Below are 18,855 nucleotides of genomic sequence, written 5' to 3' on the forward strand. Positions count from 1 at the left end.
AGATGAAGCTAAGCAACTACTAAGTTAGAATTTGATAGATATAATAACTAGCAGCTTTAATCGAAAGTGCTAGTTTAATAGCGAAAACATGCTTATCAAGCCTAGTTCTAAATCAGAGTAGATAGCTTTAAAAATTTGTGATATCCACCTGCTTTTAAGATGTTATAGCGGAAGATTGTTCAGATTAATTAGTATTGCCGCTTAGCTAACTCCATCCCAAGCAACTACCTGTAGCACACAGTAATTTGAAATTACTTAGCGTGCGATTCTTCAACGTTAGCTGAAATACAGCTGCTTTCCGGCAGCTGATCCTTAATGGGTTATGTATATTATTAATACTCCAGTAGTCATTTATCCTATTGCTGAGAGCTCATCTCTCAGCGACTAACATTATAAAAATACAGACTGACCTGACCCTATGAACATTAATTTAATAGGATCATGATCATGCCATATTCACATCTCAACCAACCTCAAGTTTTCGCTAACGTCCATAGTCTCGTTACAGACGTACTAGCAAATACTATCCACTTTGAGGATGTCAAAAGTCAGTTGAACGGGTTGTATTACCCGTTCACGACTCACTTCAATACTGAGCTATTTTATTCACAGCCAATTGTCGCATTTGTTCATAGCACCAACTCTATTGTTGGTGAGTCATATCCCATTAATGTTATTTGGGATCATGATAAAACACAGCATTTTATCAACATGCTGCCATGCTATAGAAATGACATTGAGCGTGAACGCATCACGTTCAGCTATCAGGAGTCGCAAAATAGAAACAATTTAGCGAATTACGTAGGTAATCTGACCACTCATTACTCAAAACTGCTATTTATCCGCATCGACTTAAAGTACGAAAAGCAGACCAGCCATCATGTATCTATCGAAGACTTTGACTTTCACATGAGCAAGTTCCGTGAGCTTATCGGTAATAAAAAGACGTGCTTTGAGCATTTGCAAGGCAATGCTTGGGCTTTAGAACAAGGCGGTATCGAGGGCGGGTTGCACTGTCATTTACTACTTATATATGATGGCTCAGAGCGACAGAACGATTGGTACTTGGCTAAAGAGGTGGGCGAAAAATGGAAGGAGGTAACCGCTGGTCTAGGCGAATACTATAGCTACCACGATAAAGAACGTAAGCAGCAGTATAGGCAACATGGCAAACTAGGTATCGGCATGATTCATCGTGATAACCCTCAGGAAGTCGAAAACGCTGTAGCTTCAGCTTTATACCTAACGAAGCCAAGCAAGAGTGAGCAGCAACTTAAACTTTGGTTACCAAACATGCGTACCTTTGGTCATGGTATTTATCGTACAAAAAAACGTAGAGGCCTAGCGCCCATATCAAAATAATCTCAGATATATAATATTCCTATGAGAGCAGTCAGATAGCTATGCTTTTCTGACCGTTTAAACCCAATCCACCCTAATTAAAGGTCTGCTATGAGCAGGCCTTTTTTATGCGCCATGATCAAGGAGATATTATGAAACCTATCTGTCCCAACTGTCATTCAGCCCATGTCGTAGAAAATATAGATACCAATACGCAGAGTATGTCAGAGCATCTGTTCTCACCAAAGCTATTAGCCAGTCTTGGTGCTAGCGTCTGCAAGTATTACAAGATCAACCCTATGATTGGCATCGTCGCAGGCGGCGCTATTGCTACCGTGATTAATCTGGCACAACAAAAGCTTATCCAACCGCCACTCGTCAAAGCGGCTACCATGCCGCGTTACTTATGCAGTACCTGTCAGTATACCTTCAGTATCTGACTTTCTCACTTATTCAAGTACTTATCAAAACATTTATTTTACTGCATCATAAAGGAGTAATACTCATGGCACATTTAATAGAAAGTATGGCATACGTTGGCGAAACACCTTGGCACGGCTTAGGTAACGAGCTTTCCCCCAAACAGCCTATTGAAGTCTGGGCCAAGCAAGCAGGAATGGATTGGCGTATTGAATCATCCGATGTAAGCTACATGGCAACTAATGATAAAGGCCAAAACCTAATCATGCCTTATGACAATAATAAGGTACTGTACCGCAGTGACACCTTAGAGCCACTATCCGTTGTTAGTCAACGTTATCAAGAAGTCCAGCCGAATGAGATCCTAGAGTTTTATCGTGATCTTACTGAACAAGCAGACTTTGAGCTAGAGACTGCAGGTGTGTTAAAAGGCGGTCGTAAGTTCTGGGCATTAGCTCGTACGGGTCAATCCGCGACGCTACGTGGCGGTGATGTTAGTCATGGCTATTTGCTACTAGCAACCGCTTGTGATGGCACGCTTGCCACCACAGCTCAATTCACTAATATTCGCGTGGTATGTAATAACACTTTAGCGATCAGCTTAGCTGATGGTAGTGGCGGTGTGGTGAAAGTACCGCATAGCACTACCTTTGATGCCAAAAAGGTCAAGCAGCAATTAGGCGTATCCGTCAGTCAATGGAATGAGTTCAACTATGAGATGAAGCAGTTGAGCAATAGACGAATCACTCAAGCAGAAGCGGCCAATTATTTAAACCGTGTGTTTAACGATGTCAAAGACGATGGCCTCATTCTGTTTAATACGGCTAAGAAAGAAAAAGATGCCGTCCCGAACGCTAAAGCCATGAATCAGGTAATGACAATGTTTAACGGTCAAGGTCGCGGTGCTGACCTAGATTCTGCTAAAGATACGGCTTATGGCTTACTAAGTGCGATGACTGAATATGTCGATCATGAACGACGTGCCATGTCGAGAGATCATCGTTTAGATTCTGCATGGTTTGGCGCAGGCGCTAAACTCAAAGATAAAAGCCTCGATGAAGCGCTACGCTTAATTGCCTAGCTACTTCACCTGTCTAATGAATTAACCACGCCTTTGAGCGTGGTTTTTTTATGCCATCAATTAAGCAAGGCACATTCACAGATCACCAGGAATAAACTTAATAAAGGAGTTCACCATGAACATGGTCGCATTAAATAATACAACCACGAATCAGATAAGACCTAAACGTTCAACCATTACAGGTAAGGCGTCTCGAACGTCTAAAACTAAGAGTAAACCAGTAGGTATCATGCTAAAACAAAATGAAACGGTTAGGATACCTGCTCAACCAAAGACATCAATCACAGCTAAACGTTTGGTCAACACTAAAGACTTAAGCCGTGAAGACTGGCTACAGTTTCGAAAGCAAGGCATTGGCAGCTCTGATGCCGCAGCCGCCTGTGGTATTCATCCATATTTGTCGATGCTTGAGCTATGGATGATTAAGACAGGACGTATGACATCAAACATCGATGAGAGCATCGAGGGTTATTCGCCACTCTATTGGGGCAATACCTTAGAGCCGATGGTGGCTAAGTACTATCAAGACCATACTGGAAACAAGGTACGCCGCGTCAATGCCATCTTGCAGCACCCTGATCCTGACAAAGCCTTTATGCTGGCTAACCTAGACTATGCCATCACAGGCAATGACGAGGTACAGATTCTAGAGTGTAAGACCGCTGGTGAACATGGTGCCAAGCTGTGGAAGCATGGCGTGCCGTTATATGTGACATGCCAAGTACAGCATCAATTGGCGGTCACAGGTAAACAAGCGGCTCATATCTGCGTGCTGCTGTGTGGACATGAAGCCAAGATCTATAAGGTTGAACGTGACGAGCGCTTGATTGACTCTATCATGGAGCATGAGCGTCTATTCTGGCAGTACGTGGAAACAGATACGCCACCAACCCCTGATCATTCTGAATCTGCTGCTCAGGCATTAAAGCAGCTGTATCCAACCGCTAAGCCATCAAGCAAGGTTGATCTAACGGATGATGATGGGGCTAACAAGCTGTTCGAGCAATTACTGAGCTACCGTGACTATATGCAAGAGCTGGAAGAGCGGCATGATCAAGTGAAGCACCAGCTGCAAACGCTGATTGCCGATAACGAAGTGGCTGTGTTTGATAAAGGTGCGATCTCATGGAAGCGCTCGAAAGACAGTATTGGTTTAGATAGCAAAGCCGTTATCAAAGTGCATCCTGAGCTATTAGTCAAGTTCAGTAAAACCAAGCAAGGCAGCAGACGTTTCGTTGTGCTTAATGACTGAGCTGACGATCACTCAATCATCAGCGCTTCAATCAACCAGTCAAAGCTAATGAATCAAAGCAAGCGCATAACAGCCCACCTATTACAGGTGGGCTTTTTTATGGGCAAACACATTCTATTAAACACATAAGGAATACCATCATGATTAAAGGTCTAACGATAACCCCACCAGTTTTAGGTCGTATCAGCATTGGGCGTGTCATTGTAAAAGATGGCAAGCGTTTACCTGCTAAAGACGATCAATTCACTATCACCAGTCAAATTCAAAATAAAGACGGTTGGATCAATCATCCACTCGATGCAAAGCTACGCGAAAAGAATGACGGTAAACTCAGACAGATTCCCGTACGCATGCTGTTTAATGATCCGGAGCTCAACCTGCGAGCAGAGTACACGCTGTTCGATAGACAAACAGGTCGTCCACTATGTGTTGGCGACGGTGAGCAATGTCAGCGCAGAACTAGCAATGGCGTAGAGCAGCTGCCATGCCCATCACCTGATCGCTGTCCACTGGCACAGGGCGGTGCTTGTAAGCCGTATGGCAGACTGTACGCAAATCTGAGTGAAGATGATGAGCTAGGTACGTTCATCTTTCGCACTACTGGCTTTAATAGTATCCGTACCTTATCAGCACGCTTAAGCTACTTTGCTGCGGTATCAGGCAACAAGCTGTCATGTCTACCACTGCAACTAACACTCAGAGGTAAGAGCACCACGCAAAGCTATCGTACTCCGATTTACTTTGTGGACTTGACGCTACGTGATGATGTGACGCTAAAACAGGCCGTACAAGATGCTGGGGTTATTGATAAGGAGCTTAGCGAACATGGCTTTGATCAAGCGGCATTAGAGGCAGCGGCAAAGCTTGGCTATGTGAACTCGTGCTTTGGTGTCGATAGCGAAGATGCCATGGAGGTGGTGGATGAGTTTTATCCCGTAGAGGCATGTGAGGCTAATAGTAACCATCAAGAGGGATCACAAAATGGCATGGCTCCTTACAATGTCGGTAATATCGAAAGAAGTCTAAGGGAGAGTGTGACAGCTATAAGTTAAAGGAGTGGTAAAGATATACGGCATAAAAAAGGAGCTGATCATTCAGCTCCTTTTGCTATTGCTTTAACTAAGGCTAATCGTTGAACTACATGGGATGCCGTAAAAAAATATGGGACTCCGTAACTGTATGAGAAGAAAGATTCTCATTAACTTACAAAGGAGATGATCATGCAATTATTAAATGCGAACACACCACAAAACGTATCAACAGCTAGCACTTTACAGATCCCTCGCATGCTACCGCTCAAGCAGGTAATGCATTATACAGCGCTTAGCAGCACTACAATCTATGAGATGCTCAATGAAAAATCTGATCGTTACGACCCAACATTCCCTATTCAAGTAAAGCTATCAAAGGGTCGTGTAGCATGGGTTGAAAGTGAAGTGGCTGATTGGATTAAAGGTAAAATATCTGCTCGGGTTCACTGATCAAGGATAAAAAATAAGCCGCACTACGCGGCTTATTTTTTTATTTTAATAGATAGTTAATTTATTTTTTAGCATCTAAGAAGTATAGTACGGCTAGCCCTTCAGCAAAAATACGTTCGTCAGCCGGACTTGCACTACCACCTCTATAGAATACCTCCTCAGCAGCATTAGCTAAGTTTGAGGAACGTGTATGTCTAAAACTAGCTCCTTTCCATAAGCTATAACCATTACCAGCTTTTGCTTCTGCCTTAGCATCACAGTTTGAGCCATAAGAAGTTTTAAAACAATTTGGAATAGCTTTCCATTCTTTGGATAAGGCGTAAAAAGCATTACAATCCTGATCACCCTTACAATGCTTTACTTTTGGTGCAACTTTGGAGTTTGTATAGTATTTATTCATTGCAGAAAAATCAGCATGACTCATTGAAAATGCAAGAGTAAAGCATATACCCACTACAACCTTCAAAAACTTGTTCATTGTAAGTTTTCCCATAAAGATTTAAAAAAGTATTTTCCCGAGAAAATGTCGAGAGAATACTTACCATATTATAAAAATAGAGTTATTATAATGCTTATTAATCGATCTATGTATACATTTTTATTTGTCTGAGCGATAACTTTGTTTAAGCCGACTTGTACTTTTTATAACATACTGATTACAAGAAATTTATTAAATTTTTTTACTATAAACGCATATATTGCATTGCTATAAGGAACTCACTCAATTAATACTAATAAAACAATATCAATTCTTATCATTATGATAGTAGCGACCGTTTGTGGCGTTATATTGATTAAAACTATAAAATCTAGCGATGTGGACACAACAGAACAGCATAGAGTAGAGGATATAGATGGAACATCTTCAGAGGTAAAAGAACAAACACCTGAAGTTGCAGCTTTGCCTAATGATCAAGATGACGATGCAAATCATACGGAAGTATATGTTGATAGTCCAAACCCGCTAACAGACGATGATATCCGAAGATTGCCAGATGAGCTTAGATATGATTCAGCTACAGGCGAGCCACTTTATCCAGAAATTGACGGTCCAGAAATGAGACTTTCTCAAGAAGAGATTAACGAAATGAATGAGTTAAACGAAGGTGAGTTGGATGGACCAGAAACAACGCTATCTCAAGCAGAGATTGATGAGATGAATAAGAATGCTGCATATTAATGAATAATGAGCTTCATTAAATCTATCAGATAACTACTTGACTACTGCCAAATAGCTATTCTTAGCTATTCTTAGCTATTCTTAGCTATTTGGCAGAAACCAAGACCAGCCTTCAGAAACGACTAGACCATCTCGACGCATTTTCTGTAATAGATTACGCACCTTATTCTTACGTTGCTTGTCGTCTAGCACTTGCGGTAGCTTATTAGCCAGCATTTTATCAAAATCAACTAGCCTTCCCCGCTCAAACGTCTTGAGATACTCTATAATCAAGCTTTGATAATGCATATCATCCAAACCACGCATTTGCATATACTCAGCTTGCTGCTCAGTATACCGAGCAACATCAGCGGCTATGATATAGCTGTTTTTACGTCCTTCAATCAGTGATTTTTTACGTAGCGCTTCGGCTTCATTTTCGGTGATGGTCTGCCCTTTCTGTACTTTATCAAGCGCTATAATGTCGTGTAATGCGAGATTATCAACTTGCGCTAATTGCTTGGCATACTCCTGATCAAGCACTTTGCCCGTAAACTTTACGCGTACTCTTTCATGGGTTAAGTCATAATCTGGCAAAGGAAAAAAGCGCTTGTACTGAATCTGATACATTTTTTTGATGCCACTACCAATGGTGTCCATCATATTTAAACTGACCATGGCATTAACCAAAAATGGATTACGATAGCTCGCTTCAGGCGCATCTTGTAGCAAGACGTTCTCGATGGTCTTAGGAATGAACTCACCACTGTTTTGAAAAATCAGTGTTGAGTCTTCTTTTTCAATCACCGTAATACGTCCACCCAGACGATAGTCTTGATGACCAATAGCATTGCTTAATGCTTCACGGATGATATAGGGATCGTACTGCTGTACCTCTTCAGGGAACAGCGTACCAGCAGGCATGTAGCGGTAATTTAGATTGCGAATTTTGTTATACACCTCGTCCAAGGCTAACAAAAACGGCGGTTCAAAATGTTGATAGTCTTTTTCAATACCATCAACGCCCTTTAGAATCCAAGTGATATGCGCTTGCGCTGGGCTTAGAAAATACGTGGATTCATAACGTCCTAATAAAATAATCGCTGTGTTAGTGATCTGACCACGAATGGTGATTTTGACTTTATTCAAAAAGGTGATGTCATCCCATTCTTGAATGTCTTCAGCCAACCGCTTATTTTTATCAGCAAAGACTTGTCTAGCAACAGCAATGGCTTTAGGGTCAAGGTCGTCAAGCGTTGCCTCATGGCAAATCTCGGCACTCCAGTCATCCGCCCTATTTTGCCACAGCTTACGGCTTTGATCAGGATAATGCTTAAGTGGTTTTGTGAAGCTACCAATACGAATATAAGGCTCATGTAAAAAGCTAATGGGCATATCTGTGGCTGCTGGAATTTCGAACAGCACCACCGCTTTACCATCAATCTGCAACTCATGAATTGTAAAATGAATTTTAGGACTTAAACGGCTAACCAGCCAATGCTCTAAGTCTTCGTTGCCTTTGGCTTTTTTTGTCCTTGGACTAAAGCTTGTACCAACGATATTATGCGTGACATCCTCTACGCCAAACACTAAATAGCCAAATTTCTTGCCAGCCAAACAAGCACCATTGGCAAGCGCAGATATACGCTTACCAATCTCATCAGAGCTATGAAAGTTATGCTTAAACTCAAGCCACTCTTGTTCGGTAGGCTGTTGAGTTAGGCTTAGGATAAGGCTTTGATAGTGATCGGGCATAGTAAGATACTATATCTAGTTAAAGAGAGGGTATATTGAGTCTATTTGAGCGGTATGATCTGCTTATTTAGTTTAAACTAATTTATCCATTTTCCAAGTAGTCATTTATAAAACTGAATATAAAAAGTCTCAAACATAGCTGGAATGACCCATGAAAAAAAACCTCACTTACAAGTGAGGTTTTAAATAACTACCTGCAAGACCCTTATTTTTTTGTGTCACTACTACTGAATGTACCAAGTGGCCTACCTTTTGGGAAGTCTTGATCCGTCAAACCTTGCTTACCCATTTCTTGAATTTCATTATTTTCTTTTTGTTGATCAGCATCATTTAGTTCTTCAGTATCATCGTCATGATCGTTACCATATGGGTTACCCATCATACTTTCCTTACATTCATTAAGTAAGAAAATAGTATCGAACGATTAATTCATTCTTTCAAGTAAATTTTCAATATTTTGTCTGGGGATGTAGGTCATTATGCACTTCAATACTTTTCCAAAATAACATATTAAATTATCTAGCTCTAAACTTCACTCATTCAAATATAGCTCAGCCATCCCATCAAGCCTCGCTTTTACCTCTTTCCAGTTCGGCATTACTTGCGTCAGTAACCTCCAAAAGCTCTCACTGTGGTTGTATTCAGCTATATGACACAGCTCATGCAAGATGACATAATCAATGCATTCCTTTGGCGCTTTAACCAAATGAGGATTGAGTATTAAATTGCCTTTTGTAGAGCAACTCCCCCATTGTTTTTGCATTATTAAAACTTTGTATAATGGATCACATTTTACCCATGAAGCCTTTGGTAGCAAGGCTTTCAATCTGGCACTGAAGACAGTTTTAGCTCTGTTTTGATACCATTTATCGACCATACTTTTCACTTTTTCAGCTTGTATTTTTTGGTCTATTTGCACATTGTTTTGCTGCAAGAATACATTCAATTGACCACGGCTAAGCTTTACGCTAGGTTCAGTCTCAGAATTAATAAGCACTTTTAACACGTAACGACGACCCAGATAAAACTGGGTTTCACCACTGACATAACGTTTGGGCAATACATGATCTTGTTGCTTGGCAAAATCCTGTAGGCTTCGCCATATCCAGCGAGCACGTTTCATCATGGCATCATAAATCATCTCATCCGCCGCATCGACAGGTGCGGTAACAACCACACGCTGATCAGGATGTACTTTGATGACTACTTTTCGAGGTTTGCTAGGTTTGGTGTTTTCAGTAATTAGCTTATCGCTTTCAGACTTGTTTATCTTTTCTTTATAAGTTGCTTCTTTACGCACGACTTCATAATCAATCTTATCTTGACCATAATAAAACACACCATTCTCAGTCATTGCCTACTACCCTCTTACTGCTCTTAAGCTACTTGTCTCTTGAAAGTCCAAGACGGGTAATCTTTAGAACTTCTTCGATGAGCTGTTGCGCTTTATCAATACCCAAATCCATAAATAACATCGGCAGCAATTTGACACTAATAGCATTTTCGATCTCTGCTGGGTTAATAGAATACTCAGCCACTGCTGTCTTAACGATCTTATCAATCTCAAAGGCGTAAGCGACTAGCTTGTCGTTACCTAACTCTTTATCTATCAAGAAATCAGTATCAAATAAATGCTTAAACAAACCAAAGTACGCCTGAGCATGTTTGTTTAACTTACCACTATCATCAATAAATGCATTCGGCACATCAGCGACATCACGGTCTTTGACGGCTTGCTCAAAGTCAGCAAACATCATGTACTGCTTCACTGGCGCATCGAACATTGCCTTGGCATCCGCAATCGCTTGCTTAAGCAATTTAGAAAAATACTCTTGAGCATACGGATCATCAGCCAGATCCTGCTCAATCATCTTGGTCACCCGACCAGTAATTTTATCGGTTTGGTTGCGGGCTTCATCGTCACTCATCGCTTCAGGCTTAACATCCTTGCCTAAATTATCGACTAGGTAAACGCCCTTTGCCTCGCGAACCTCAAGCCCTGCGATGTGCTTATCGAGTAAGCTACGAATATCTGCTTCGTACTCATCGTAATCGACAGTCTCATCAGCATCTTCGCGCACTTGCTTACGCAGATTAACAAAGGCTTTTAGATCTTGTTTATAACGATCACGTTTACTATCGAATGATTTGTCTTCAAAAAAAGACGCTGACTGCAAGGCAATTTTCATCGCGTTAGAAAACTCGGTCAAAGCCGCATAGAAGTCGTCACGTTCTTTAAGCTTGGTATCGACCACTCTGCCATCGACTTCCTGCATCTTTGGCGCAAGCACTTGTCTTAACGCTTGCCCGTCTTGCTTGTTTTTCACCGATGAGAATATCGCCCATAGCGCGCTATGCAGTCTTGGTAGCTGCTTATACTCGGTATCCATCGCGTTATACAGACCTTTAAGGTCTTCGATATCAAAGCCACCTTGTGTACGTTCTGCTAAATCTTGGTATTTCTCAATGGTGATATCCAGCTCTTTTAAAATGCCACGATAGTCAATCAGATAACCAAAACGCTTTTTCTCATGCAAGCGGTTTACCCGTGCAATTGCTTGAATCAGGTTGTGCTGCTTTAAGGGCTTATCGATATACAGCACGGTATTCTTTGGCTCATCAAAGCCCGTTAATAGCTTATCAACGACAATCATAATGTCAGGACCATCATCTTGACTAAAGGCTTCTATAATAGCTTTGGTATAAGCCTTTTCATCACCGCCATACTCTTTGGCAACATTGGCTTGCCACCAGTTCTGGACGATGTCTTTTGATTTGCCATCAACGGTATCATGCCCTTCACGGGTATCAGGTGGTGACATAGCAACCACTGAGGTCACTTTGCCAATCTTATCCAATGCCATTTTATAGCGGATAGCTGAGGCTTTAGAGTCACAGGCCAGTTGACCTTTAAGGTGCTGCTGTTTAAAGTTTTGGAAGTGGTCAGAAATGTCATGAGCGATCAGTTCAATACGACCTTCAACCTGATAGATTTGACCTTTTTGTGAGAACTTACGTTTGAGATCAGTCTTTTGATCATCGGTAAGCTTTTGGGTAATACGGTCAAACCAAGCATCAATGGCTTGGTCATTGGTATTGAGCTCAGGGATACGCTCTTCATATAAGAGTGGGGTAACGGTTTTGTCTTTAACCGCTTGCTGCATGGTATAAGAGTGAATGATGCTACCGAATTTGTTTTCAGTCTTATCATCCTTTAGCAGAGGCGTACCCGTAAAGGCAATAAAAGCAGCGTTTGGTAGGGCTTGCGCCATACGGATGTTATTCTCACCGTTTTGGCTACGGTGACCTTCATCGACCATGACGATGATGTTTGGGCTGTCGTTATAGCACTCATCGTACTTAACCGCTGAGCCAAACTTATTAATAATAGAGAAGATAACACGCTCGTTACCGTGCCCGATTTGTTGTGCTAGACGGCGACCAGAGGTTGCCATGGCATCGGATTTATCGCGATCACTGAGCACACCACCAGAAGCAAAGGTTTGACTAAGCTGAGTTTCTAGATCGACACGGTCGGTGACGATAATGACGCGGCACTTGGCGAGTTCTTCTAACCAAATCAAAGCTTTGGAGAAGAAAATCATCGTAAAGGACTTGCCGCTACCTGTGGTATGCCAAATGACACCACCTTGCCGACTACCCGACTTACCATCAGGGCCATCAAAGGTACTGATACGTTCAATCAAGGCTTTGATACCAAAGACCTGCTGATAACGGGCAACAATTTTGCCCACTTTTTTATCAAACAAGGTAAACATGCGCGTCATCTCAAGCAAACGCTCAGGCTGTAAAAGGCTAATGATTAAGCGGTCTTGGTCGGTGACGACTAGATCACCGCCAGTAATCAATGATTTATATTCCTCTTTGATAGAGGCAGGACGATCACCAAACAGATTCTCAATGTGCTTAGGACTGAGTGCTTGATTTTTTATACGGGCAAACTCAGGCTCAGAGATTTCTTCTTCGACCCATTTTGCCCAAAACTTCTCAGGCGTACCGCAAGTGGCATACAGACCGTCATTACCATTGATGGCCAGTAATAACTGGCTATAGGCAAATAGATGTGGGATTTCTTTTTGATGTTGATTGCGAATATGCTGGGATACCGCTTGGGCATTGGTCGATTGCCACTCTCTACTGGAGTCAGGGCGTTTGGCTTCGATGACTACTAGCGGTAAACCATTCACAAAGCAAACGATATCAGGTCTACGACTACTCGTGCCCTCGCTATTGAGTACCACCATCTCTTCGGTAACGTGAAAGCTATTATTACTAATAGTATTCCAATCTATCAGAGCGATGGTTTGCGAGGTTTTTTTTCCATCGATAAATTCGGTCACCGTCACGCCATATAACATAGCGTTATAGAGTTTTTCATTGGCCAACTGCAAGCCCAAGTTCATGGCAGGGTTGAGCTCGTGCATGATTTTATCAATGGCACTGTCTGATAAAGGATGCGCCTTACCTTCAAACGTAAAAGTTTGCTCGGCTAAAAATGCACGCATGATAGGTAGTAATACGACTTGGTCAGTAGCCTTATTTGAAACAACCTTTGAGCGCATGGCGCTGCACTGACTGGGTGGTATGAACTCATAGCCTAATGTTGTCAGTAAGGTTAAGGCTGGAATCTTTGAGCTGAATTCTTCAGCGAAGTTTATGGCTGATGTCATTACGTATTCCTATTATTCAAACGCCATTATATTTGCTGTTTCTATAAATTGAGCTACCGCTCTACCTCTATATGGTATTCCTTCCATAAAACTGACATGTCTCATGTATGAATTCCATTTTTTCTGCTGATCTTCTGATGTAGCATAGTTAATATTATTTTCATTGAAATCAGCACTCAGAGAAGCCATGATAAATTCACATACTTCAGGTATTTCACGACCACCCTCTTCAAGATAAGTTAGTTTTGTTACACCCAAGAAATCACCTAACAAATCAGCATCAACCACACCTTTTCTAATCTCTCTTAAAATATCAGGTCTAAAGCAAACTAGCATGACACCAACTAATCTCAACAACGAATAACCAATATATTCGTCAGGGATAAAACGATGCGAATTAGATAGTACTTGTACTACTTGTATATGTAGCACTAATGTCTCTATCTCTCTGAGAGAAAGACCTTGGTGCCTAATAACTTTTATAAGAAACTTTCTTAAAAGGGTATTTGCTAGTAGGCTACTAGATAAGCAACCTTTTTCTCCTATCAGCTGGTAAAAGTAAGCATTAGCAGCTAAAACAGGGTCTGTCATGTGTCGTTGAGAATGCGGTGACAACTCAAATTGGAACTTTATAAACTTATCTAAGTAACGTTGTGCATTAACTGCCTGACCATAGCAATGGTTTATAGAAGCTCTCAACTGCTGAGTATTAGTAACAAGTACGAAGCTAACACCTTCAACATCAAAGGTATGCTTGATTATCTCCAGCATATCAACCGCGAAGTTTGGTCTACAGCGATCAAGTTCGTCGATAAATATGATAATAGGATGTTGAGATGCGATAGCAGTTAAAGCAGTTTGTAACGTCTGTAAACTCTTTTCTGCCTCTACATGATCTTTGAGTATTAACTCTGCTGTTTTATCTATTGAATCATCAGCGGCTTTTTGAATCATTTCATCAAAATCGTTTGTAAGATCAGCAAAGTCTTGTCTTAGAAGATGGGAAACCCCAGCTTTAGCAACTGTTTTTAAGGTATACCGTACAGCTGGTAACACTCTATTTATAAAAGCCTTTCTGCGTGGACCGTCAGGTAAGATTTTAATAATTTCCGCGAGTACAGTCATCAAAGGCTCATCGACATGATCAGCTTTGAAAGCGTCAATATAAATAATATTGTGTGTATTATCTTGCTTCATTAGATTTATAAGTTTATGGCAGAACTCAGTTTTACCTGTGCCCCAACTACCATCAATGACCATTGGTGAAATATCTATATCAGATTTCAGAAGTTTAATGGCTTTTTCAGCGATACTTTTACGTTGAAACTCATCACGTCCACCTTGTCCATCGAATGTTTTTGTTGTAATAGTCACATTCACTTTATTGTTCCTCTGATTGGAATTGATAATTTTTATGCATTAATAACTGCTACAGAACAAACTAGCCATCCAGCATAACAAGAAAGTTTAAGGCAGGAAATTTTTAACTTAATCTCCTTAGGTTTAGTTATATATATCTAAGTTTCTGATCATTCTGCGAAATCACCTTTGACCCAATCATCAAACTCACTCATCAAAATTCCTGATCCATATGCATCTAAGCCACTTTGATAAGAAAACCAGTTTCTTACATTATCGTTTGGTTGTTTCTTTTCAAAACCTTCAATAAAGTTTTCGTAAGATAGTGGAGAATACATCAATCTAGAATGAAAGCTTTTTTCACCATAAGAAGACAACTTCGATGCAATAGTTACAGCTTTTCCTATCCATACTTTACTATTAATACTTACCCCTTTCCTACCCGCTTTAATTACTAGCTCCTTATCGGTAGCCATACCAATGCCTACTCTAATTTTATCCTGACCTCTATTTTCGAGTAACTTGTTAAACATATTAATAAAAGTATTAATATAAAAAGTTTTATTAGCACATTCTAGAATATCGGATTTTTCAGGGGTAGTATAAATTGCATAAACACAGTCTCCACGAATACCTATTTCACGCATGTTTTCATCATCTCTAAGAATCTCAATAATCTCTGAAGTAAATGCTCTAACTAACTTAGCAGTAGGTTCATCATTCTTAGAAAATAAAGAAGTAGAGTCTCTTATATCAACAAATATAGCTGTTACCCATGACAAATAACCATTTTCAAAAGTGAAGTTATCATCACTTGGAAGCTTATTTTTTTCTTCTATTTTCATGTAGTTATCAAGGATAGACTCCACTCTGTTCTTTCCTTGCTTATAATCATATTCTGACATTTTTTTTATCCTTATTTAAAACAAGTAGGACCAAGAAACTACAAGTAATGGCAAACTAAATAAAATTGATTTAAAGCCTTTGTTGTATCTTTCAAATTTCTCTGTACATATTTTTGAATTAATGTATATCTGACAAGCTAAATCCTCTCTATAGCTATACTCATTCTTCTCGATACTCTGTAAGTAATCATGACTACCTGCTTGAGCTGATATCGCACCAAAGAAGATCATAGAGCTACTATTTCCAGAATGTATTTTTGTTCGTGCTGTCAATGCTTGTGATAATTGATATACCCCTTGTAGAAAATAGAATGAAGACAAGATAATTGTTAACACACTAAATCCAAGGAGTGCATGCGTCTCATCACTACCTATAGCTAACTTTAGAAAAGTTAGATTTGTAGGCTTTACAGTGAATAGGATAGTAAGAATAATTCCTACAGCAGAGAGTAAGTAGGATACTTTGCTATCACAGTTCGCAACAAAGCCTATTACTCTCTCTAAATTTTTCTCTAGTATTTCATCACTTATTCGAGGACTAACTCCCATTAAATTGCTTCCCCATCAACCACCACCCTTCTCTTACCCGTCAACAAAACCTGCATCAGCGCCTTCTTCTCTTGCTGCAAATCAGCCAATTGCTGCTCAAGCAATTCAATCTCTCTATCGGCATTGGTTAACACGGTGGCGATTTTCTGTTGTTCCTCTAAAGAAGGTAAAGCTATAGATATTTTCAATAGTTGAACTTTTGATAAGTTATAACGTGTAGCACCTTGAGCTAAAATTGCAATTTTTCTCCGAACATGGCTACTTCTCAAAATATAACCAATAAAAGCTGGAGCAACCTTATCGATTTCGAAAAGTCTAAAGCCAAAGCAGAAAGAGTTCAAATATATTGGTTCTTTAGTTTTCTTCAGCAAAACAGACGACATACCGACCTCTTCAGGAGTTTCTGACGACGTTGTGAAAAAAATATCTCCAAACTGTACTGTATTCTGCTTCTCATCGACATCAATATTTACATAATCGAGATTATCCGTATCTATGAAAGTATTTTTGAAAATATTCATGTAAGGGATGTATTTCTTGCCAGAACCGAAGTCTACTTTGGTTTTTCCTGTTAGGCCGTTAAACGTTGAACCTAAGTTGCTCAGCTTTCTCTCTTCCCACTCACCCTCAAACCGCTTACCCGACTCATCAATCAAACGCTTTTTACCGGTCAGCAATTGCTGCATCAAAGCTTTTTTCTGCTGGGTACTACTCTCAATTAAACGCTCAGTCGCGCCAATCGCTTTATCCCAAGTTGATAGGATTTTGGCGATTTTTTGTTGTTCTGGAAAACTTGGAACAGGAACTTTTATTTCTTGCGTAAGCTTAGTGTTAAAAACACCTTGTGCTCCACCTGCTGCTCCAGCAAAAATCTGTTTTTTTCCAAATGGAGAAAGTAAGAAATAGGTAAAAAAATCAACATCAGCATCTTCTATTAAACTTGATTTAATAATAATTGCATTAGCTATGTTGGCGACACTATTTAAGCCTGTGACTTTGCATACCATGCCTAGATTAGCTCCCACGCGGGCAATCAGTATGTCGTTATTTTTAATTTGGGATTTTTTGTTTTTATCATTAAATGAGTAAGTGACATATTTAAGGTCTATGTGCCTAAAATAACCATTCCTAATATTTAACGTTCTATAAAAAGGCACCCCTTCCTCTTCAGAACAATAGTGATCATTAACGTTTCCTACATATCCCACAACTACCTTAGGAAAAACCTTACCTAATCGTTGTACTTTCCAAGATGTCGGGTATTTATTCATAACCCAACTCCTTTAAAAACCCTGCCATCTCGGCCTCTAAACTTTCTAATTCAGCTTTTAATTCAAGACGCTCAGTACGCACCGCATCCAAATCAATCTCCGCCTCTTCCTCAAACGTATCAACATAGCGCGGAATATTTAGGTTAAAGTCGTTTTCTTTAATTTCATCAAAGCTCGCTAGATACGCATATTTATCGACGCTTTCTCGCGCTTTATAAGTCGCGATAATTTTATTGATATTATCTTCAGTGAGCTGATTTTGGTTCTTACCTGATTTAAACTCATTACTGGCATCGATGAATAATACCGTGTCATCGGTTTTATTTTTCTTAAACAGTAAAATTGCTGCAGGAATACCCGTACCAAAGAACAGCTTCTCAGGTAAACCAATCACCGTATCGAGTAGGTTTTCTTCGATGAGCTGCTGACGGATTTTGCCTTCACTAGACGCACGGAACAGCACGCCATGCGGTACGACCACACCCATACGACCAGTGCTTGGCTTAAGCGTTTCAATCATATGACTGATAAAGGCATAGTCGCCCTTGGTCTTGGGCGGTACACCGCGATGAAAGCGACCATAGGGATCGCTACTGGCATCTTCATGACCCCATTTATCCAGTGAAAACGGCGGATTGGCGGTCACCACATCGAACTGTAATAAGTGCTTGCCATCGCTACCCAGTAACAGCGGATTACGGATGGTATCGCCCCACTCGATACGGTGGTTGTCCTCGCCATGCAAAAACATATTCATCTTCGCCAGTGCCCATGTACTGCCAATGGCTTCTTGACCAAATAGCGCATATTTTTTAGAGCCCGAGTTTTTGCGTACCATCGCCCCGCACTTGATGAGTAGCGAGCCTGAACCACAGGCAGGGTCACAGATTTGATCGCCCTCTACAGGCTCAAGGATAGTCGCTAGCAAATTCGATACTTCGGGCGGCGTATAGAACTCACCAGCCGTCGCCCCACTACTAGCAGCAAAGTGTTTGATTAAGAACTCATAAGCATTACCAATCACGTCCAAGCTACCAACACGCTCAACGCTTAGATTGAGGATGTCTTTGCCAAAATCTTCTAGCAGGTGGCGTAACAGCTCATTCTTTTGCTTTTCTTGACCGAGTTTATCGGTGTTAAAGCTGATATCTTGAAAGACGTTTTTGAGCTTCGTACCGTTGGCTTCCTCTAACGCATGTAGCGCCTCGTCAATCCGTTGACCATTACCCGGCTGATGACGCTGCTCATACAAGTCCCAAAAGCTAGCACCTTCAGGCAACACAAAACGCTGCTTGGACATCATGGCGTGGATCAGTTCGGGGTTGTCGCCATACTGATCAACCAGCTTGTTGTACTCATCGCGATAGACATCAGACAGATACTTTAGGAACAGCATGCTTAAGATGAAGTCTTTATAGGTATCAGCGCTGATGACCCCGCGAAAAGTATCGCAGGCGTTCCATACGGCTTTATTGATATCGTCTTGATTGATTTGGGTAGTAGTAATCGTATCGGTTGTACTCATTCTCTGTTCCTATTGATAAGCTAAAATTATTTATTCTATTGGTTCTATTTAAAGAACTGATTTGTA

At 40.7% G+C, this 18,855-nt stretch carries 17 protein-coding genes; 7 read left to right on the plus strand and 10 right to left on the minus strand.

Annotated elements, in window-relative coordinates; translation table 11 throughout:
• Nucleotides 1–447 precede the first annotated feature (447 nt).
• The 6 genes from ACZW67_RS01390 (at nucleotide 448) to ACZW67_RS01415 (ending at nucleotide 5,575) form a co-directional block, all read left to right on the plus strand.
• Nucleotides 448–1,362 (plus strand): YagK/YfjJ domain-containing protein, encoded by a 915-nt coding sequence (locus ACZW67_RS01390; protein WP_465181870.1) that lies wholly within the window; start codon nucleotides 448–450, stop codon nucleotides 1,360–1,362.
• A gap of 131 nt (nucleotides 1,363–1,493) precedes the next feature.
• The gene (locus tag ACZW67_RS01395; protein ID WP_465181871.1) at nucleotides 1,494–1,781 is read left to right on the plus strand and encodes a hypothetical protein; all 288 of its coding nucleotides are present in this window, start codon (nucleotides 1,494–1,496) and stop codon (nucleotides 1,779–1,781) included.
• Nucleotides 1,782–1,846: 65 nt separating this feature from the next.
• The gene (locus ACZW67_RS01400; RefSeq protein ID WP_465181872.1) at nucleotides 1,847–2,842 is read left to right on the plus strand and encodes a DUF932 domain-containing protein; all 996 of its coding nucleotides are present in this window, start codon (nucleotides 1,847–1,849) and stop codon (nucleotides 2,840–2,842) included.
• A gap of 229 nt (nucleotides 2,843–3,071) precedes the next feature.
• Complete coding sequence (locus tag ACZW67_RS01405; protein ID WP_465181918.1) at nucleotides 3,072–4,094, plus strand: YqaJ viral recombinase family nuclease; 1,023 nt, start codon at nucleotides 3,072–3,074, stop codon at nucleotides 4,092–4,094.
• A 140-nt stretch (nucleotides 4,095–4,234) separates the two neighbouring features.
• The gene (locus ACZW67_RS01410) at nucleotides 4,235–5,146 is read left to right on the plus strand and encodes a recombination directionality factor (protein ID WP_465181873.1); all 912 of its coding nucleotides are present in this window, start codon (nucleotides 4,235–4,237) and stop codon (nucleotides 5,144–5,146) included.
• Nucleotides 5,147–5,314: 168 nt separating this feature from the next.
• Nucleotides 5,315–5,575, plus strand: a complete 261-nt coding sequence (locus ACZW67_RS01415; protein ID WP_465181874.1) for a helix-turn-helix transcriptional regulator — start codon at nucleotides 5,315–5,317, stop codon at nucleotides 5,573–5,575.
• A gap of 61 nt (nucleotides 5,576–5,636) precedes the next feature.
• Here ACZW67_RS01415 and ACZW67_RS01420 read toward each other — a convergent pair whose 3' ends face one another.
• Nucleotides 5,637–6,053, minus strand: coding sequence for a hypothetical protein (locus tag ACZW67_RS01420; protein ID WP_465181875.1), 417 nt, complete (start codon nucleotides 6,051–6,053; stop codon nucleotides 5,637–5,639).
• A 282-nt stretch (nucleotides 6,054–6,335) separates the two neighbouring features.
• Between ACZW67_RS01420 and ACZW67_RS01425 the strand changes: the two genes are divergently transcribed.
• A complete protein-coding gene (locus ACZW67_RS01425) occupies nucleotides 6,336–6,755 on the plus strand; it encodes a hypothetical protein (RefSeq protein ID WP_465181876.1) in 420 nt (139 codons plus the stop codon).
• 81 nt (nucleotides 6,756–6,836) lie between these two features.
• On the opposite strand, the gene ACZW67_RS01430 is transcribed toward ACZW67_RS01425, so the two are convergent.
• The 9 genes from ACZW67_RS01430 to ACZW67_RS01470 form a co-directional block, all read right to left on the minus strand.
• The gene (locus tag ACZW67_RS01430) at nucleotides 6,837–8,489 is read right to left on the minus strand and encodes an RNA-binding domain-containing protein (RefSeq protein WP_465181877.1); all 1,653 of its coding nucleotides are present in this window, start codon (nucleotides 8,487–8,489) and stop codon (nucleotides 6,837–6,839) included.
• Nucleotides 8,490–8,694: 205 nt separating this feature from the next.
• Nucleotides 8,695–8,868 carry a hypothetical protein gene (locus ACZW67_RS01435; protein WP_465181878.1) on the minus strand — a complete coding sequence of 58 codons (174 nt, stop codon included), beginning with the start codon at nucleotides 8,866–8,868 and terminating at the stop codon, nucleotides 8,695–8,697.
• A 153-nt stretch (nucleotides 8,869–9,021) separates the two neighbouring features.
• Nucleotides 9,022–9,843 (minus strand): M48 family metallopeptidase, encoded by an 822-nt coding sequence (locus tag ACZW67_RS01440; RefSeq protein ID WP_465181879.1) that lies wholly within the window; start codon nucleotides 9,841–9,843, stop codon nucleotides 9,022–9,024.
• Between the two features lie 28 nt (nucleotides 9,844–9,871).
• Nucleotides 9,872–13,180 carry a type I restriction endonuclease subunit R gene (locus tag ACZW67_RS01445; protein WP_465181880.1) on the minus strand — a complete coding sequence of 1,103 codons (3,309 nt, stop codon included), beginning with the start codon at nucleotides 13,178–13,180 and terminating at the stop codon, nucleotides 9,872–9,874.
• A gap of 12 nt (nucleotides 13,181–13,192) precedes the next feature.
• Entirely contained in the window at nucleotides 13,193–14,560 is a 1,368-nt protein-coding gene (locus tag ACZW67_RS01450; RefSeq protein ID WP_465181881.1) for a KAP family P-loop NTPase fold protein, read from the minus strand.
• A 149-nt stretch (nucleotides 14,561–14,709) separates the two neighbouring features.
• On the minus strand, nucleotides 14,710–15,444 hold the full coding sequence (locus ACZW67_RS01455; RefSeq protein ID WP_465181882.1) for an adenylate/guanylate cyclase domain-containing protein: 735 nt from the start codon (nucleotides 15,442–15,444) through the stop codon (nucleotides 14,710–14,712).
• Between the two features lie 15 nt (nucleotides 15,445–15,459).
• On the minus strand, nucleotides 15,460–15,993 hold the full coding sequence (locus tag ACZW67_RS01460; RefSeq protein ID WP_465181883.1) for a Pycsar system effector family protein: 534 nt from the start codon (nucleotides 15,991–15,993) through the stop codon (nucleotides 15,460–15,462).
• The gene (locus ACZW67_RS01465; protein ID WP_465181884.1) at nucleotides 15,993–17,264 is read right to left on the minus strand and encodes a restriction endonuclease subunit S; all 1,272 of its coding nucleotides are present in this window, start codon (nucleotides 17,262–17,264) and stop codon (nucleotides 15,993–15,995) included. Before ACZW67_RS01465 ends, ACZW67_RS01460 begins: the two co-directional genes overlap by 1 nt.
• Nucleotides 17,257–18,789, minus strand: a complete 1,533-nt coding sequence (locus ACZW67_RS01470; protein WP_465181885.1) for a type I restriction-modification system subunit M — start codon at nucleotides 18,787–18,789, stop codon at nucleotides 17,257–17,259. Before ACZW67_RS01470 ends, ACZW67_RS01465 begins: the two co-directional genes overlap by 8 nt.
• Nucleotides 18,790–18,855: the final 66 nt, after the last annotated feature.

The sequence above is a fragment of the Psychrobacter sp. TPE 89C genome (assembly GCF_055522395.1).

Bases quoted from the DNA above. Each gene is read 5' to 3' on its own strand.
- ACZW67_RS01390 (WP_465181870.1), top strand. From the start codon at position 448: ATGCCATATTCACATCTCAACCAACCTCAAGTTTTCGCTAACGTCCAT.
- ACZW67_RS01395 (WP_465181871.1), top strand. From the start codon at position 1,494: ATGAAACCTATCTGTCCCAACTGTCATTCAGCCCATGTCGTAGAAAAT.
- ACZW67_RS01400 (WP_465181872.1), top strand. From the start codon at position 1,847: ATGGCACATTTAATAGAAAGTATGGCATACGTTGGCGAAACACCTTGG.
- ACZW67_RS01405 (WP_465181918.1), top strand. From the start codon at position 3,072: ATGCTAAAACAAAATGAAACGGTTAGGATACCTGCTCAACCAAAGACA.
- ACZW67_RS01410 (WP_465181873.1), top strand. From the start codon at position 4,235: ATGATTAAAGGTCTAACGATAACCCCACCAGTTTTAGGTCGTATCAGC.
- ACZW67_RS01415 (WP_465181874.1), top strand. From the start codon at position 5,315: ATGCAATTATTAAATGCGAACACACCACAAAACGTATCAACAGCTAGC.
- ACZW67_RS01420 (WP_465181875.1), bottom strand. From the start codon at position 6,053: ATGAACAAGTTTTTGAAGGTTGTAGTGGGTATATGCTTTACTCTTGCA.
- ACZW67_RS01425 (WP_465181876.1), top strand. From the start codon at position 6,336: ATGATAGTAGCGACCGTTTGTGGCGTTATATTGATTAAAACTATAAAA.
- ACZW67_RS01430 (WP_465181877.1), bottom strand. From the start codon at position 8,489: ATGCCCGATCACTATCAAAGCCTTATCCTAAGCCTAACTCAACAGCCT.
- ACZW67_RS01435 (WP_465181878.1), bottom strand. From the start codon at position 8,868: ATGGGTAACCCATATGGTAACGATCATGACGATGATACTGAAGAACTA.
- ACZW67_RS01440 (WP_465181879.1), bottom strand. From the start codon at position 9,843: ATGACTGAGAATGGTGTGTTTTATTATGGTCAAGATAAGATTGATTAT.
- ACZW67_RS01445 (WP_465181880.1), bottom strand. From the start codon at position 13,180: ATGACATCAGCCATAAACTTCGCTGAAGAATTCAGCTCAAAGATTCCA.
- ACZW67_RS01455 (WP_465181882.1), bottom strand. From the start codon at position 15,444: ATGTCAGAATATGATTATAAGCAAGGAAAGAACAGAGTGGAGTCTATC.
- ACZW67_RS01460 (WP_465181883.1), bottom strand. From the start codon at position 15,993: ATGGGAGTTAGTCCTCGAATAAGTGATGAAATACTAGAGAAAAATTTA.
- ACZW67_RS01465 (WP_465181884.1), bottom strand. From the start codon at position 17,264: ATGAATAAATACCCGACATCTTGGAAAGTACAACGATTAGGTAAGGTT.
- ACZW67_RS01470 (WP_465181885.1), bottom strand. From the start codon at position 18,789: ATGAGTACAACCGATACGATTACTACTACCCAAATCAATCAAGACGAT.